This window comes from Brachybacterium timonense, assembly GCF_900258505.1.
Lineage (GTDB): Bacteria > Actinomycetota > Actinomycetes > Actinomycetales > Dermabacteraceae > Brachybacterium > Brachybacterium timonense.
This window is the reverse complement of the sequence record NZ_LT984895.1, coordinates 1,574,536-1,589,027: the sequence shown is the minus strand read 5'-3', so window position 1 is coordinate 1,589,027 and position 14,492 is coordinate 1,574,536. Positions and strand designations below refer to the sequence as shown.

Annotated in this window: 14 protein-coding genes; 4 read left to right on the top strand and 10 right to left on the bottom strand. The window is 67.5% G+C overall.

The window, feature by feature from the left end:
* Positions 1-92: 92 nt before the first annotated feature.
* The 3 genes from acnA to C8271_RS07005 all read right to left on the bottom strand — a co-directional run bounded on the left by acnA (position 93) and on the right by C8271_RS07005 (position 6,316).
* On the bottom strand, positions 93-2,888 hold the full coding sequence (acnA, locus tag C8271_RS07015; RefSeq protein ID WP_106506704.1) for an aconitate hydratase AcnA: 2,796 nt from the start codon (positions 2,886-2,888) through the stop codon (positions 93-95).
* A gap of 100 nt (positions 2,889-2,988) precedes the next feature.
* Complete coding sequence (locus C8271_RS07010; protein WP_106506703.1) at positions 2,989-4,305, bottom strand: class I SAM-dependent RNA methyltransferase; 1,317 nt, start codon at positions 4,303-4,305, stop codon at positions 2,989-2,991.
* A 7-nt stretch (positions 4,306-4,312) separates the two neighbouring features.
* The gene (locus tag C8271_RS07005) at positions 4,313-6,316 is read right to left on the bottom strand and encodes an APC family permease (protein ID WP_106507937.1); all 2,004 of its coding nucleotides are present in this window, start codon (positions 6,314-6,316) and stop codon (positions 4,313-4,315) included.
* Positions 6,317-6,450: 134 nt separating this feature from the next.
* On the opposite strand from C8271_RS07005, the gene C8271_RS07000 reads away from it, so the two are divergent.
* On the top strand, positions 6,451-7,170 hold the full coding sequence (locus C8271_RS07000; RefSeq protein ID WP_106506702.1) for a potassium channel family protein: 720 nt from the start codon (positions 6,451-6,453) through the stop codon (positions 7,168-7,170).
* Positions 7,167-7,889 (top strand): potassium channel family protein, encoded by a 723-nt coding sequence (locus C8271_RS06995; RefSeq protein ID WP_106506701.1) that lies wholly within the window; start codon positions 7,167-7,169, stop codon positions 7,887-7,889. Before C8271_RS07000 ends, C8271_RS06995 begins: the two co-directional genes overlap by 4 nt.
* 23 nt (positions 7,890-7,912) lie before the next feature.
* On the opposite strand, the gene C8271_RS06990 is transcribed toward C8271_RS06995, so the two are convergent.
* Genes C8271_RS06990 through dut form a run of 4 tightly spaced genes read right to left on the bottom strand, consistent with a single transcriptional unit; the run spans position 7,913 to position 10,228 of the window.
* A complete protein-coding gene (locus C8271_RS06990) occupies positions 7,913-8,629 on the bottom strand; it encodes a DUF3159 domain-containing protein (RefSeq protein WP_106506700.1) in 717 nt (238 codons plus the stop codon).
* Complete coding sequence (locus C8271_RS06985) at positions 8,626-8,958, bottom strand: OB-fold nucleic acid binding domain-containing protein (RefSeq protein WP_106506699.1); 333 nt, start codon at positions 8,956-8,958, stop codon at positions 8,626-8,628. Before C8271_RS06985 ends, C8271_RS06990 begins: the two co-directional genes overlap by 4 nt.
* Positions 8,955-9,728 (bottom strand): DUF3710 domain-containing protein, encoded by a 774-nt coding sequence (locus C8271_RS06980; protein ID WP_106506698.1) that lies wholly within the window; start codon positions 9,726-9,728, stop codon positions 8,955-8,957. Before C8271_RS06980 ends, C8271_RS06985 begins: the two co-directional genes overlap by 4 nt.
* Before the next feature lie 2 nt (positions 9,729-9,730).
* Positions 9,731-10,228 carry a dUTP diphosphatase gene (gene dut / locus C8271_RS06975; RefSeq protein ID WP_106506697.1) on the bottom strand — a complete coding sequence of 166 codons (498 nt, stop codon included), beginning with the start codon at positions 10,226-10,228 and terminating at the stop codon, positions 9,731-9,733.
* Between the two features lie 75 nt (positions 10,229-10,303).
* Here dut and C8271_RS06970 point away from each other — a divergent pair, with 75 nt between their 5' ends.
* Entirely contained in the window at positions 10,304-10,813 is a 510-nt protein-coding gene (locus C8271_RS06970) for a DUF3093 domain-containing protein (protein WP_106506696.1), read from the top strand.
* On the opposite strand, the gene C8271_RS06965 is transcribed toward C8271_RS06970, so the two are convergent.
* Entirely contained in the window at positions 10,789-11,088 is a 300-nt protein-coding gene (locus tag C8271_RS06965; RefSeq protein WP_106506695.1) for a DUF4193 domain-containing protein, read from the bottom strand. The two genes, C8271_RS06970 and C8271_RS06965, sit on opposite strands and share 25 nt — an antisense overlap.
* A gap of 408 nt (positions 11,089-11,496) precedes the next feature.
* Between C8271_RS06965 and sepH the strand changes: the two genes are divergently transcribed.
* The gene (gene sepH, locus C8271_RS06960) at positions 11,497-12,714 is read left to right on the top strand and encodes a septation protein SepH (RefSeq protein ID WP_106506694.1); all 1,218 of its coding nucleotides are present in this window, start codon (positions 11,497-11,499) and stop codon (positions 12,712-12,714) included.
* A 47-nt stretch (positions 12,715-12,761) separates the two neighbouring features.
* Here the strand turns inward: sepH and C8271_RS06955 are convergent, their stop codons facing one another.
* Positions 12,762-13,886 carry an alkaline phosphatase family protein gene (locus C8271_RS06955; protein ID WP_245921005.1) on the bottom strand — a complete coding sequence of 375 codons (1,125 nt, stop codon included), beginning with the start codon at positions 13,884-13,886 and terminating at the stop codon, positions 12,762-12,764.
* 19 nt (positions 13,887-13,905) lie between these two features.
* A complete protein-coding gene (locus C8271_RS06950; RefSeq protein WP_106506692.1) occupies positions 13,906-14,481 on the bottom strand; it encodes a DUF5998 family protein in 576 nt (191 codons plus the stop codon).
* Positions 14,482-14,492: the final 11 nt, after the last annotated feature.

Sequence of the window (14,492 nt, the reverse complement as noted above, 5' to 3'; positions counted from 1 at the left end):
TGCGAGCCCAATCTCGAGTGCACACACGCAACGGCGGGCCCTGACCGGCCCAGAATCACCGGACAGGACCCGCCGACGGGGCCGATCTGGACTCAGGCCTTCACGAGCGAGCGCAGCACGTACTGCAGGATTCCACCGTTGCGGTAGTACTCGGCCTCACCGGGGGTGTCGATGCGCACGACGGCGTCGAACTCGACGGCGGAGCCGTCCTCCTTGGTGGCGACCACCTTCACGGTCTTCGGTGTGGTGCCCTCGTTCAGCGCCGTGACACCGGTGACCTCGAAGATCTCGGTGCCGTCGATGCCGAGCGAGTCGGCGCTCTGCCCCTCAGGGAACTGCAGCGGCAGCACACCCATGCCGATGAGGTTCGAGCGGTGGATGCGCTCATAGCTCTCGGCGATCACGGCCTTCACGCCCAGAAGCTTGGTGCCCTTGGCAGCCCAGTCGCGCGAAGAGCCGGTGCCGTACTCCTTACCGGCCAGCACCACCAGCGGGATGTCCTGCTGGGCGTAGGCCTGTGCGGCGTCGTAGATAAACTCCTGCTCGCCGGTCAGGAAGTTCTTCGTGTATCCGCCCTCGACACCGTCCAGCAGCTGGTTCTTGATGCGGATGTTCGCGAACGTACCGCGGATCATCACCTCGTGGTTGCCGCGGCGCGAGCCGTAGGAGTTGAAGTCCTTGCGCTCCACACCGTGCTCGCGCAGGTAGCGACCAGCCGGGGAGTCAGCCTTGATGGCGCCCGCCGGGGAGATGTGATCGGTGGTGGTCGAATCGCCGAGCTTCACCAACACGCGCGCACCGGTGATGTCCTCGACCGGCTCCGGCTGAATCCCCATGCCCTCGAAGTACGGAGGCTTACGCACATAGGTCGACTCCGCATCCCAGGCGAAGGTTGCGCCCTCCGGGGTCTCCAGCGCCTGCCAGCGCTCATCACCGGTGAAGACGTCGCGGTAATCCTCGGTGAACATCTCCTGGGTGATGTTCTGCGCGATCACCTGCTCGACCTCCGCTGGCGTGGGCCAGATGTCCCGCAAGAACACGTCTGCGCCGTCGGCGTCCTGGCCCAGTGGGTCGTTCTCGAAGTCGAAGTCCATGGTGCCCGCGAGCGCATAGGCGATCACCAGCGGCGGGGACGCGAGGTAGTTCATCTTCACGTCCGGGTTGATGCGGCCTTCGAAGTTGCGGTTGCCAGACAGCACCGCAGTGACGGCGAGGTCGCTCTCGGCGATTGCGTCGGAGATCTCCGGTGCAAGCGGACCAGAGTTGCCGATGCAGGTGGTGCAGCCGTAGCCCACCAGGTGGAAGCCGAGCGCCTCAAGGTCGGGCCACAGCCCTGCCTTCTCGTAGTAGCCGGTCACAACCTGGGAGCCGGGAGCCATGGAGGTCTTCACCCAGGGCTTGGCGGTCAGGCCCTTGGCCACGGCGTTACGGGCGAGCAGGCCGGCCGCCATCATCACCGACGGGTTCGAGGTGTTCGTGCAGGAGGTGATCGAGGCGATCGACACGATGCCGTGATCGATCGTGAAGTCGTGTCCTGCCACAGCGGTGGGCTTGGAGGCGCGCCCAGCGACCCTGGTCGTGACCGGGGCATCGCCGCCAGCCTCGGTGTCAGCCTCCGGGGCGGCAGGATCAGAAGCCGGGAACGAGCCCTCACCCTCGGCGGTGGCGTCATCCTCACCGGCGGCGTAGGTGGGCAGGACCTTGCGGAAGGCCTCCTTCGCCTCGGACAGCACGATGCGGTCCTGGGGGCGCTTCGGGCCAGCGATCGACGGGACCACGGTCGAGAGGTCCAGCTCGATGTATTCGGAGTACTGGGCCTCGCGGGAGGGGTCATGCCACAGGCCCTGCCGCTTGGCGTAGGCCTCCACGAGGGCCAGCTGCTCTTCGCTGCGGCCGGTCAACCGCAGGTAATCGACGGTGACCTGATCAACCGGGAAGATCGCGCAGGTGGAGCCGAACTCGGGGCTCATGTTGCCGATAGTCGCGCGGTTCGCGAGCGGGACCTGGGCCACGCCTTCGCCGTAGAACTCAACGAACTTGCCCACCACGCCGCGCTCGCGGAGCATCTCGGTGATGGTCAGCACGACATCGGTGGCGGTGGCGGCGGCCGGGATCTCACCGGTGAGCTTGAAGCCGACGACCTGCGGGATCAGCATGGAGACGGGCTGGCCGAGCATCGCGGCCTCTGCCTCGATACCGCCGACGCCCCAGCCGAGCACACCCAGGCCGTTGACCATGGTGGTGTGCGAGTCGGTGCCGACGCAGGAGTCCGGGTAGGCACGCAGGACCGGCGCCTCCCCGTTCACGGAGACCTCGCGGGTCATGACGGTGCGGGCCAGGTACTCGATGTTGACCTGGTGCACAATGCCGGTGCCCGGGGGAACGACCTTGAAGTCGTCGAAGGCTGTCTGGCCCCAGCGCAGGAACTGGTAGCGCTCGCGGTTGCGCCCGTATTCGAGCTCCATGTTCTTCTCGAGGGCATCGAGGCGGCCGGCCACGTCGATCATGACGGAGTGATCGATCACCATCTCCGCGGGGGCGAGCGGATTGATGCGCTCCGGATCGCCGCCCAGATCCTGCACGGCTTCACGCATGGTCGCGAGATCCACCACGCACGGCACACCGGTGAAGTCCTGCATGATCACGCGGGCGGGGGTGAACTGGATCTCCGTGGACGGGGCGGCCGTCGGGTCCCAGTCGGCGAGAGCACGCACATGGTCGGCGGTGATGTTGGCGCCGTCCTCGGTGCGCAGCAGGTTCTCCAGCAGGATCTTCAGGCTGTAGGGCAGCTTCTCGTGACCGTCGACGGCGTCGAGGGCGAAGATCTCGTATTCGCTGCCGCCCACCTCAAGGGTGGTCCGGGCAGCGAAGGAATCAGTGGTGCTCACGGGGCGCTCCTATCGCGTCGGGGCTGTTGTCATCGTAGAGGTCCCGCAGCACGCAGGACCGCAGCTATCTTGACGTCAAGATAACCGTAGCATGGTGATGTCACCGGTCTCGCTCGAGCACGGCGACAGTCTCGATGTGATGCGTGTGCGGGAACAGGTCGAAAGCGCGCAGGTCCACCGTGCGCCAGCCTGCCTTCTGCGCCGCCGCAAGGTCCCGCGCCAGCGTGGCGCTCTCGCAGGAGACGTACACGATGCGTTGACGCACGACGCGGCACAGCAGCTCCATCAGCTCGATCCCCGCGCCCGCCCTGGGCGGATCCAGCACCACGCAGTCGACCCCGCCGCGGCGGGCGCGCACCCAGTCGGTGACGTCCGCGGAGGATGTCCTCACCTGCGGCAGATCAGTGAGATTCTCGGCGGCAAGTTCGGACGCACGCCGGTTACCCTCCACGCTCACCACGGTGCCGTCCGGGCCCACCTGCTCAGCAGCTGCGGCGGCGAACAGGCCGGTCCCGCCGTACAGGTCCCAGGCGCTGCCGCCTCGTGGAGCATGCAACGCCGCGGAGACGACCTCGGTGAGCAGTTCGGGAGCACGTCGGTGGACTTGCCAGAACCCCGTGGCTGAAACACGGAACAGCCGCTCGCCGACACGCTCGGTCACCGTACCGTCGCCGCGCAGGGGAACCAGCGAGCGGGCGGTGCGCACAGCCACATCTGCATCCGCGAGCCGGTCAGGCAGTTCAATGGCCGACGGGTCGAGGTCCCGCCCCATGAGCACCACGGAGACCGGGCCCGCACTCGGGGCAGCCACGTCGATCGCCTCGACGCCGGCCGGGGCGGTCCACTCCCCCAGGCGCAGCGCTCGGATCGGCTCAACGGACAGCGGGTCAGCGCCCACGGGGCGCACGTCGTGGGTGCGCCAGCCACGCATACCGACCCGGCCCTCAGCGTCCACTGCGTAGCGCACGCGAGTGCGCCACCCGAGCCCGTCCAGGTCATGGGGTGCGGGCTCGACCTGCACGTCCTCCAGCGGGAATGAGTCAGACCCGGCGCGCTGCAGCAGCTCGCGTAGCACTTCGGTGGCGATACGCCGCTGGGCAGGAAGGGCAATATGCGCCCACTCCGCGCCGCCGACGCCATCCGGACCAGCCTCCGGCCACACGGACGGCACCCGATCAACGCCCGCTTCAAGCACATCGACCACTTCTGCCCGCCAGAAACGTGCCGACGCTGCACGCTCCGTGTCCTCGAGCACGCGAGCCGTCACGGTCTCGCCGGGTGCCGCCCCGCGCACGAACACAACGCGACCCTCATGGCGTCCGACGAACGTGCCGCCGGCCGCCGGGCGCGTGACGGTCACAGTGAGCAGCGTCGAGCTGCCGTCCGAGTCGGCCGTGTGCGGTCCGGTCTGCGTCATCTGCTTCTCATCTCGTCGTTCGGGCGGTGGTGCGCACTGAATCCTGCATGCGGCCAGCGACCTCGTGGGCGCTGCCAAGCTGCCAGGGCACAGTCGCGATGACCACCCGCGGCAGGTGGGCCAGGTGCGCACGGAGCCGTCGGGCGGACTGGTTGTGGAGGAATTCCTCCCACCAGTGTCCCACCAGGAACTCGGGGATGTAGACAACGACGACGTCCCGTGGGTTGCGAGCCAGCAGCGACATGACGTGTGTAAGCACAGGAGCGCGGAACTGCCGGTAGGGCGAGTACAGGATGCGCAGTGGAACGTGCACGTCGAGTTCGCGCCAGTGCGCCGCCACGGTGCGCCAATCAACGTCGTCGTCGGCCACCGTGAGGGCCTCCAGGGTGGTGGGGCGTGTCGCAGCCGCCACTTCCAGGGCGCGCAGGGTCGGCTTGTCGATGCGGGAGACCAGCACAATCGCATGCGAACGTGCCGGCCGGATCACGGCGCCATCCTGGTCGTGAGGCAGCTCAAGCTCGCGCCGCACCACGGTGTAGTGCCGATGAATCATGGTCATCACCAGCCAGAGCACGGCCATCGCTAGCAGCGCGACCCAGGCGCCCTGCAGGAACTTCGTTGCGATCACCACAACCAGTACGGCGGTCACGACGGCGAAACCCACGGCGTTCACGCCACGGCTCAGCTGGATCCGTCGGCGCTGACGCAGCCGCGTCTGAACCCGCAGTGCACGGGTGTAGTGCCGCACCATGCCAGCCTGCGCAAGGCTGAAGGACACGAACACACCCACGATGTACATCTGGATCAGCAGTGTGACCTCAGCGCGGGTGGCCCACACGAGCACAATCGCCACCGCAGCCAGGACGAGGATGCCGTTGGAGAACGCTAAGCGCTCACCACGCAGTCGTAGCTGCCGCGGCAGATAACCCGAGTTCGCGAGCGCACTGGCGAGGTTCGGAAAACCGTTGAAGGCCGTGTTCGCTGCCAAGAACAGGACGAGGCCTGTCGCCACGGAGATCACGTAGAACAGCACGGATTCGGTGCCGAACACCGCTTGCGCGATCTGCCCGATCACCGGGATCTGCTGATACTCCGTGACCGGTTTCCCGTCGAGCTGTAGATGCACCGTGGGGTCCTCGACGAATCGCACTCCGGTGGCGCCGGCGAGTAGCACGATGCCGAGCAGCATCGTCGAGGCGATGCCGCCCAGCATCATCAGCGTGAGCCCCGCGTTGCGGGACTTCGGCGGGCGGAAGGATGGCACGCCGTTGCCGATGGCCTCCACACCGGTGAGGGCGGCGCAGCCGGAGGAGAAAGCGCGCAGCACCAGGAAGCCGCCACCGAGGGCGGTAAGCCCCTGGTCAAAGGCCGCGTCGGGCACGATCGTGTAATCGGCGCTCGGCGCCTGGCCGATATCGCCGAGTATGGCCTGTACGGCGCCGATCAGGAGTAGCAGCCCGATCGACCCCATGAAGAAATAGACCGGTATAGCCAACACGCGCCCGGATTCGCGCACGCCGCGGAGATTGATCAGGGCGATAGCCACGATCAACGCGATCGCGATGTGCATTTCCCAGCCGTGCAGCACGGGCAGTGCACCGGTCATATACGCGGCAGCCTGCGAGATGGACACCGCGACCGTCAGCGTGTAGTCGACCATCAACGCGGAGCCGACGACACGCCCAGCCGAGCGGCCGAGCGTTTCGTGCACTACGGTGTAATCGCCGCCACCCTGGGGGAATTCGGTGATGTTGTTGCGGTTGCACAGCACCACCATCACCATCAATGCGACCACGGCCACTGCCACCCAGGGACCGACCGCGTAGGCGCTGAGGCCTGCCAACGCGAGGGTCAGCAGGATCTCGTCTGGGGCATAGGCCACAGAGCTGAGCGCATCCGAGGCGAAGGTGGGAAGCGCGATCCGCTTAGGAAGACGCTCGCGGGAGAGATCCTCGGTCGCATACGCGCGGCCGATGAGCGCTCTTTTCAGCGAGCTGGTGAGACCCGACACGCGGAACACTGTAGTGCTCATGAACGGTGCCGACGGTCCGCTGGTCCGTGGCGTCGATCCCTTCTGCCGAGCGCGCCCCGGCGAGGGCGCACAGGACTATCGTGGGCCCGTCATCGCTGAAACAAGGAGTCGGGATGCACTTTGTCGTCATGGGCTGCGGCCGCGTAGGCGCCATGCTCGCCCGTCGGCTGATCGACCATGGCCACCAGGTCGCTGTGATCGACAAGGATCCTGCAGCGTTCCGTCTGCTGGATCATGATCCCCAGGTGGAGCGGGTCGTGGGCATCGGCTTCGACCGGGACACACTGGAGCAGGCGCGGGTGCGCGAGGCCGTGGGCTTCGCCGCGGTCTCCAGTGGAGACAACTCGAACATCATCGCCGCGCGCGTGGTGCGCGAGGAGTTCGGTGTGCGCAACGTGGTAGCGCGGATCTACGACCCCCACCGCGCCGAGATCTACGAGCGACTGGGCATCGCGACCGTTCCCACCGTGCGGTGGGCAGCGGCGCAGGTCATGTCGCGTTTGCTGCCATCGGCTCCCGCACGCGAATACCGGGACGTCTCCGGCAAGCTCACGATGATCGCGGCAGCTCCGCACGCCTCCTGGTATGGCACGCCACTCGTGCAGCTCGAGCAGATGGTCGATGCGCGCGTGGCCTTCGTCACACGTTTCGGCGAGGGGGTAATACCCGATCCCGCGATGCATCTGCAAGAAGGCGACCGCATACATCTCATGGTCCCCACCGATGCGCTTGCCGCCGTGGAGACGATGCTGGCGCATCAGCGCGATGAGGACGCAGTGCGGGCGCGATTCGACGATGCGCTGCACGCGCGTCGCGAGGAGGGGACGGTATGAAGATCTTGATCGTCGGTGCGGGCAGCGTGGGCCGGTCGCTCGCCCGAGAGCTGCTGGACAAAGGGCATCGGGTCACGCTCGTGGACCGGGCCGCGACGGCGGAACTGCAGGCCCAGGTGGCGGGGGCAGCGTGGGTCGATGGTGATGCCGCTGAACTCGCGGTGCTCGAGGAGGCTGGAATCGCCGACGCGAAGGTCGTGGTGGCCGCCACTGGCGATGACAAGGTGAACCTGGTCGTCTCGCTGCTGGCGAAAACGGAGTTCCTGGTCGCCCGCACGGTGGCCCGTGTCTCGCATCCCGCGAACGAGTGGATGTTCGGCCCCATGTGGGGAGTCGACGTCGCCGTCTCCACCCCGCGGATGATGACGGCGCTGGTCGAGGAGGCTGTGAGCGAAGGGCGTGTGGTCACGCTGTTCCGCTTCGCCGGTTCCTCCACGCGGATGGTGGAGCTGACACTGCCAGAGGCGAGCCCATCCGTCGGGCGCACGATCGGATCGATGCGCTGGCCGAGCGGCTGCGTTCCCGTCGGCATCATCCGCGACGGTCGACCGCTCGCACCGACGCCACACGACACCATGGAGGTGGCCGACGAGCTGCTGTTCCTGGCAGCAGAAGAAGACCTGACCACCCTGCAGGCCCTGCTGGCGCCCGGGCACGAGAGCGCAGAGGATGAGCCGCGCCCGCTCACCGGGGCTATCGACACCGTCAACCCTGAGTAGGCGCAGTTCGCCCGTCGACGGATTCAGTCCCGCTCACGCTCGTTGCGGCGGGCCATGAGTCCGCGATGCATCAGCCACACGAGGTAGGCGATCACGGCAAAAGCGGGCAGCCCCATCGCGATCTTCGCCACGCCGAGCGCTGCAACCTGGCCCGTCAGCAGCAAAGGGAGCTGCACGGCGACCTTGGCGACATACAGCACGAGGAACAGGATGGTCGCCGTTGTGTATGTGCGTCGAGCATCCGGGCTGGAACGCCAGTCCTGGACGCGTGGTTCGATCAGACCGATGAACACGCCCACCAGCGGCTGACGCAGCAGCAGCGAGAGAGCGAGAACCACGGCTGCAACGCCGTTGGTGACGATGCCGGGGGTGTAGAACGTCGACCCCTCCCCGGAGCGGATCGCCAGCAGTGCTCCGATGGCCACACCCACGAGCCCGCCGATAGCGCTGCCCACGCTCTCGCGCTGCACCAGGCGCAGCACGAGCGCCACAGCCACCACCGCCACCGCAGCGAGCGAGGCGACGAGCACGTCGCGCAGGGCCACGAACAGCACGACGAACACGAGCGTGGGGAGCACGGATTCGGCCACGCCCCGCGGGCCGCCGATGGCCTGTCGCACGGAGAATTCGTCATGCCGCAATAGGTCAGCAACACCGTCGGACCTGTGACTGTTCTCGGCATCGCGGCCAGGCGGTAGGCCCTGGATGCGCTCCGGTGGCGTGGGTTGCGTACCGCTCATGCTTCGTCCTCATCTGGCATGCGTTCGATCCGGTACCGCGGGTTGTACATCACGCGATGCCCGGAACGCTGAGCAGCGAAACCACTCACCTCGAGTCGAGTACCGGGTTCGATGCCGGGGACGGCGTCGCGGCCCAGCCACACCAGGGTGATGATGCCGGTGCCGTCGCTGAGGTCTGCCTCCACCACCGGGGCGGCGCCAGGCGGCTGGATCACCAGCGAGCTGATGTAGCCCGCCAGGGTCACGCGGCGCCGAACGGTGATGTCCGCGACCGCATCACGCACAGACTCCCGTGCAGGGGTGGCCTGTGCGGGCGCCTCGGCGCTCATCCGATTTCGGTGATCTCGGGGCCCCGGGCGAGCGGATCCAGCGGGCTTTCCTGCTGCGGGATCAGGCCCGGGCGCTGTCCAGGCAGGGTCAGGGGGATCAGCTCCTGGGGGGCCATCGCTTCGCTACCGCGCACCACGACAACCTGCGAGAGCAGGGCTTCGAAGCGGCGGGCTTGCTCGGGCCGGTTCAGCGCTGTGCCCGTGAGGATCGCCCGCAGGAACCAGCGGGGCCCGTCAATTCCGATAAAGCGCGCAGGACGGTATCCCGTGCGGCCGTCGGCCCGTTTGACGGGCAGGCGGGTGATCAGCTCGGTGCCGAAGGGGCCAGGACGGGTCTCTGCGGTGCCGCCCTGCTTCACGACGCTGTCACGCAGCGATCGGCGCACCTCATCCCACAGTCCCCCGGATTTCGGGGCAGCGAAGGCCTGCAGCTGCAGCGAGGATCCTTCAATCACGAGGTTCGCGCCGGTGACGACCTTGCGGCGCTGGTCCATCTCCATACGCAGCTCCATGCCGTCAACCATCGGCACCTCGATGCCGCCCAGGTCGATGCGATCCTCATCCGGGGCATCGGCCTCATCAAAGGGGCCACCGAGCAGATGGCTGCGATCAATGTCCGGTGCGGCGTCGTCGTCTGTCCGTTCGTTCGACTCGTCGGTGACGGACTCGGTGTCCGTCGGCTCCGCTGCGCCCTCAGCCGGTTCGTCGTCGACGGGTGCGTCGGCCTCCGCCGACGCGGTGCTCTTCTTGCGGCGGGAGAACAGTCCCATGCTCAGTGCTTCCTCTCCTCCGTGGCGGCAAAACCGCCGCTGGAGCCAAATCCTCTATCCGCCCGGACGCTCGTATCGAGCGTGTCCACCACCTGCAGTGTCGGTGCGACGAAGGGCACGATGACCAGCTGTGCAATGCGGTCGCCAGCACGGATCTCGAAGGCCTCATCGAGGTCGGTGTTATGCAGCGGAACCTTGATCTCACCGCGATAACCGCTGTCCACGATACCGGGACCGTTCAGCACCGTGATGCCGTGGCGCGCCGCCAGCCCGCTGCGCGGGCAGACCAGCCCGGTGGTGCCCTCAGGCAGGGCCACGCTCACGCCGGTCGGAACCAGTGCCCGTCCCCCGGGTGGAATCTGCAGGTTCTGGCTGCTGCACAGGTCCGCGCCGGCATCGCCCGGATGCGCGCGTGAAGGCAGCACCGCGTGCTCGCTCAACGCCACCGGCATGACGGGGGCGTCCGGGAAATCCTCATGGCAGCCGTGCTCAGTGCTCATGGCCACAAGCGTAGGTGGTGCCGCGCGCCTAGCGCCTGCGCTGGTCGATCCACGCGGCCGTGAGATCATCGGCTCATGTCCGCGCCACGCACTGCCGACTCCGGCGACGTCCTGCACACCGAACGCCTCACCCCATCGCCGGGGGCTTGGGTCGTGGCCTTCGTGTTCGCCTCGGTGTTCGGGGTGGTGCTGGTGCCGCTGGACCTGGTGGTCGCCGCCGCCGTCGCGGTCGCCGCGATGATCATCATGGCGGTGGTGCTCGTGGTGACCTCGCCCGTTATCGAGGTCACCGATCGGCAGCTGCGTGCCGGGCGCGCACAGATCAGCCGTGAGTACGTGGGCACCGTCACGGCGCTGGACCGCGACGCCTGGCAGCAGGCCATGAGCACGGGATTTGACCCGCGCGACTTCCATCTCACCCGCGGCTGGGTGGCGACTGGCGTGCGAGTGCAGATCACGGATCCTACTGATCCGACCCCGGCCTGGCTGCTGTCCACACGCCGACCGGAGGATCTCGCGCTGGCGCTGGCGGCTTCAGGCACGCCCGGTCACGAGGATGCTCAGGCGGAGCACTCCTTGCAGTAGACCAGCTTGCCCTCGACGTGGTCGATCTGGCTGCGATGCTTCACCAGGAAGCAGCTTGCACAGGTGAACTCGTCGGACTGACGCGGCAGCACACGCACGGAGAGCTGCTCGTCGGACAGATCCGCGCCGGGCAGCTCATAGGAATCTGCCGCTTCCGCCTCGTCCTCGTCAACGGAAGGCGTGGACGCCTCGTTACGGCGTCCCTTCAGCTCCTCGATCGAGTCCTCACCGGAGTCATCATCGTTCTTGCGAGGAGCGTCGTAATCTGTGGCCATCTGGCGGACATCCTGTATGTGATCGTGCGGACGCCGGATGAATATCCGGCCTGGTGGAAGCGTGATCCGGTGCGCGCAGGCGGCACCTTGATTTCAGGGAAAGCGCCTCTGCATCGTCGGATGCGGCGCGATTATTGCAGAGCGATGCCCCGATGACAACATCCCGTCGGGATCACTCCGCGCGCACGTCGCACGCCCACGTACATACCGCGTCGACGCCACGATCACCCCGCGTTCAGATCGCTACACGGCCTGCACATCCCGCAGTGGGTCCACCGGGCATAGTGCAAACACACCCGTGGGCCACAGCACTGAGAGGACATCGCGAGGGTTAGGGTCGTGCCCTGGGGTCTGTCCGTCAGCCAGGCCCCACTGCTGTTGCCGGACCACACGGCGGAGAGGACCACGATGCGAGAGCTCGAGCTCGACGGGATCCACGACGACGGCGAGCATGTCGTCCTGATCGATTCCGACGGCGACCGGTACACCCTGCGCATCACGGAGGCGCTGCGCGCGGCCGTGCGTCGAGACCGCCCCGCCCTGGGCGCCCTGCAAGCAGCCGACAGCGCACCGGTGCGCCCCCGCGAGATCCAGGCACTGCTGCGCTCTGGTCGCAGCGCCGAGGACATCGCCGAGCTCGCCCAGGTCCCCGTGGAGCACGTACGCCGGTACGAAGGTCCGGTGATCGCCGAGCGCGAGTGGACAGCGCAGCGTGCCCGCGGCTTCAGCGTTGGCCGCGGCGGCCCAGCTCTGGAGGACGTCGTCGCGGACAGGCTCGCCGCACGTCAGGCCAGTTCCGATACGGCGTGGGATGCCTGGCGCCGACAGGACGGCTCGTGGACGCTGGAGCTGACGTTCTCCGCTGGTGGCCGCACGCGGCAAGCGCACTGGCAGGTGCAGCTCGACGCGCGTTCGGTGACGGCGCTCGATGACGAGGCGCGCTGGATGAGTGACGACGATGCACCCATCGATGAACCGCGGCCGCGCGCCCGGCTGACCGCGATCCGCTCCCGCGTCTATGACGTGGAGGCCGACGGCTCCTTCGAGCACACCCCGCCGCGCGGTGATGGTCACACCCCGCGTCCCCTGCATCCGAGCACAGGACGGCATCCCTCGGCGATCGACGAGGCAGATCTTGATGCGCTCAACGCACGACGTGGGCTGCGTCCCGTGCCGTCGGACAGCTCCGACGGTGCAGAGGGAGTGTGGTCCTCGCTCGAGGACGACAGCTCCCCTGGTGCCGACGTTGAGGCCCACGAGGAGCATCGCCGTGCGCAGGATGATGACCGCTCCAGCGAGATCATCGATCCTGACCAGGACCCCGCTCTTGAGACTGACGACGCTGAGCCCGAGACATCGGCGTCATCGGCATCACTGCAGCAGCCGGACTCGGACGCTGATCGTGATTCCGACGTGGACGCTGCGGATCACGCCGATGACGCCTCCGGGAACGACGAGGTGCACACTCAGGAGACTGTTGACCTCACGCCGCTTCCCGGCTTCGACTCAGCGGACAACGGCACCGAGGAGCCCGACAACGAGGCGAAGGCGACGGCGAAACGGAAGTCGAAGCGGGCGAGCATGCCCAGCTGGGACGAGATCGTCTTCGGCCCTAAGCACGACTGACCGCGTGGCCCGCTGAGGATCATCACGCCCTCGGATTGTCATGCCGCTCAGATCACGAGCTGGATTAGGGGCACCACAGACTCCGCTGATGTCAGCGAGCCGTGCACCCCGATCAGCGCGGAATCCTTCGGCGAACGCAGCCGTTCACACTGAATCGTCCAGCGGCCGCGCGCAAGGATCACGACGTCTCCCGCGCGGCCCCGCATCCGCTCGTCCAGAGCCGTGCCGGCCTCACCCCACAGCCCGGCTGCTACTGCCTGATCAGTGGTGAGGGCGAGGCCGCGCTCCCCCAGCAGTTCCTGCGCATCCGCCGCGACGTGCACGGGGTCATGGCCGGGGGCACGCAGCAGCACGGCGCGCGGTTCTCCGGCGATCGCCTGCACAGCCTCACGCACGCGCGGATGCTGATCCAGCTCGACAGCGTGCTCCGGGTCCGTGTCGACCATCCCGTGATCGGCAATGATCCTCACGCGCGTTCCCGCCGGTGCGCGGCGCAGCAGCACGCCGAGCTCAGCATCCACCGCTGCAAGCGCTTCACGCCACGTATCCGAATCGATGCCGTGGACGTGGCCAGCATGGTCCACATCGTCCAGATGCACATGCACCACGGCACTGTCACCGCCGCGGCGCAGCGCCCGTACAGCGACGTCGGCCCGGTCGTGCTTTCCGTGGGGCACGAGCTCCCACCCGCGATAGGCCATCGCGCTCAGCAGGCTGCGCCCATGCCGGGCAGGAGCGACCTGAATGAAGCGCCGCCCGCTGCGCTCAGCCAGCCCCGGACGCGGCATCCAGTCCTCGCCGCGCAGTACACCATCCCCGGAGAGCTGATGTACCGCATCCCCCGTCGAGGGATCGAACGTCCGGTACCCGAACACACCATGCTGTGCCGGAGCACACCCCGTATGCAGAGAGACCATGGCCGTAGCCGTCGTGCTCGGCGCGACGGTGCGCACAGATCGACTCTCGGACTCGAGCCCACGCAGGGTCGGCGTGAGCGCTCGATGCTGCGCCAGTAGCTCCGTGCCGCACCCGTCCAGGAGCACCAGCAGCTCGCGACCGGTGTCAGGTTCAGCAAGGAGCGATGTGTAGGCGTCCAGCAGACCCGGACGGTCTGTGTTCGCGAAGGGCGGGGGCAGCAGATCGTCCGACCAGTCGACGGGTGTCGTGGTCACACTTGGGCGGGGCTCCACCTCAGGCGTCCGCGGCGTCAATGGCGTCCAGTAGCGCGCCGTGGAAGTCGATGGCAGCCTGCACGGCCGACGGACCATCAGCGAGGGCACTCACGCGCAGGGCGACATCTGCGGGGGCGACGGTGCCGCTGTAGCCATGGTCCGCGCGGCACTCGGGGTCATCGCACACGGCGCGGTCCACGTCCACCCGGTGGGTTCCGCTCCACGCAATACCCAGGGTGATCTCCGCCTCCGTGCCACGCACCCGCTGCCCGTCGGTGTCGAACACCTGCGATAGCCCGGTGCCGCTGATGCGGGTCAACCGCACCCGCTCAGTGGTGGCCACCACCTGGCTGGGATTCAGCTCATCAGCCGGGTCGTCGTCAAGATGCGTGATGAGCAGGTGCGTCGATGTGAGCACAAGGACGGTGAGGTGGCGGCGCACTTCGGCACCGTCAAACGTAGTTTCCGGACGCACGAGATGGGCGGTCACCCGGGCGCGGCGCAGCGACCGTTCGATACTGGAAGCGGCCGTCTGCGGAAAGTAGCCGGCCGCCATGAGGTCACTCAGCAGAGCCGTGGGCAGAGCAGGGGTCATCGCATCAGTGT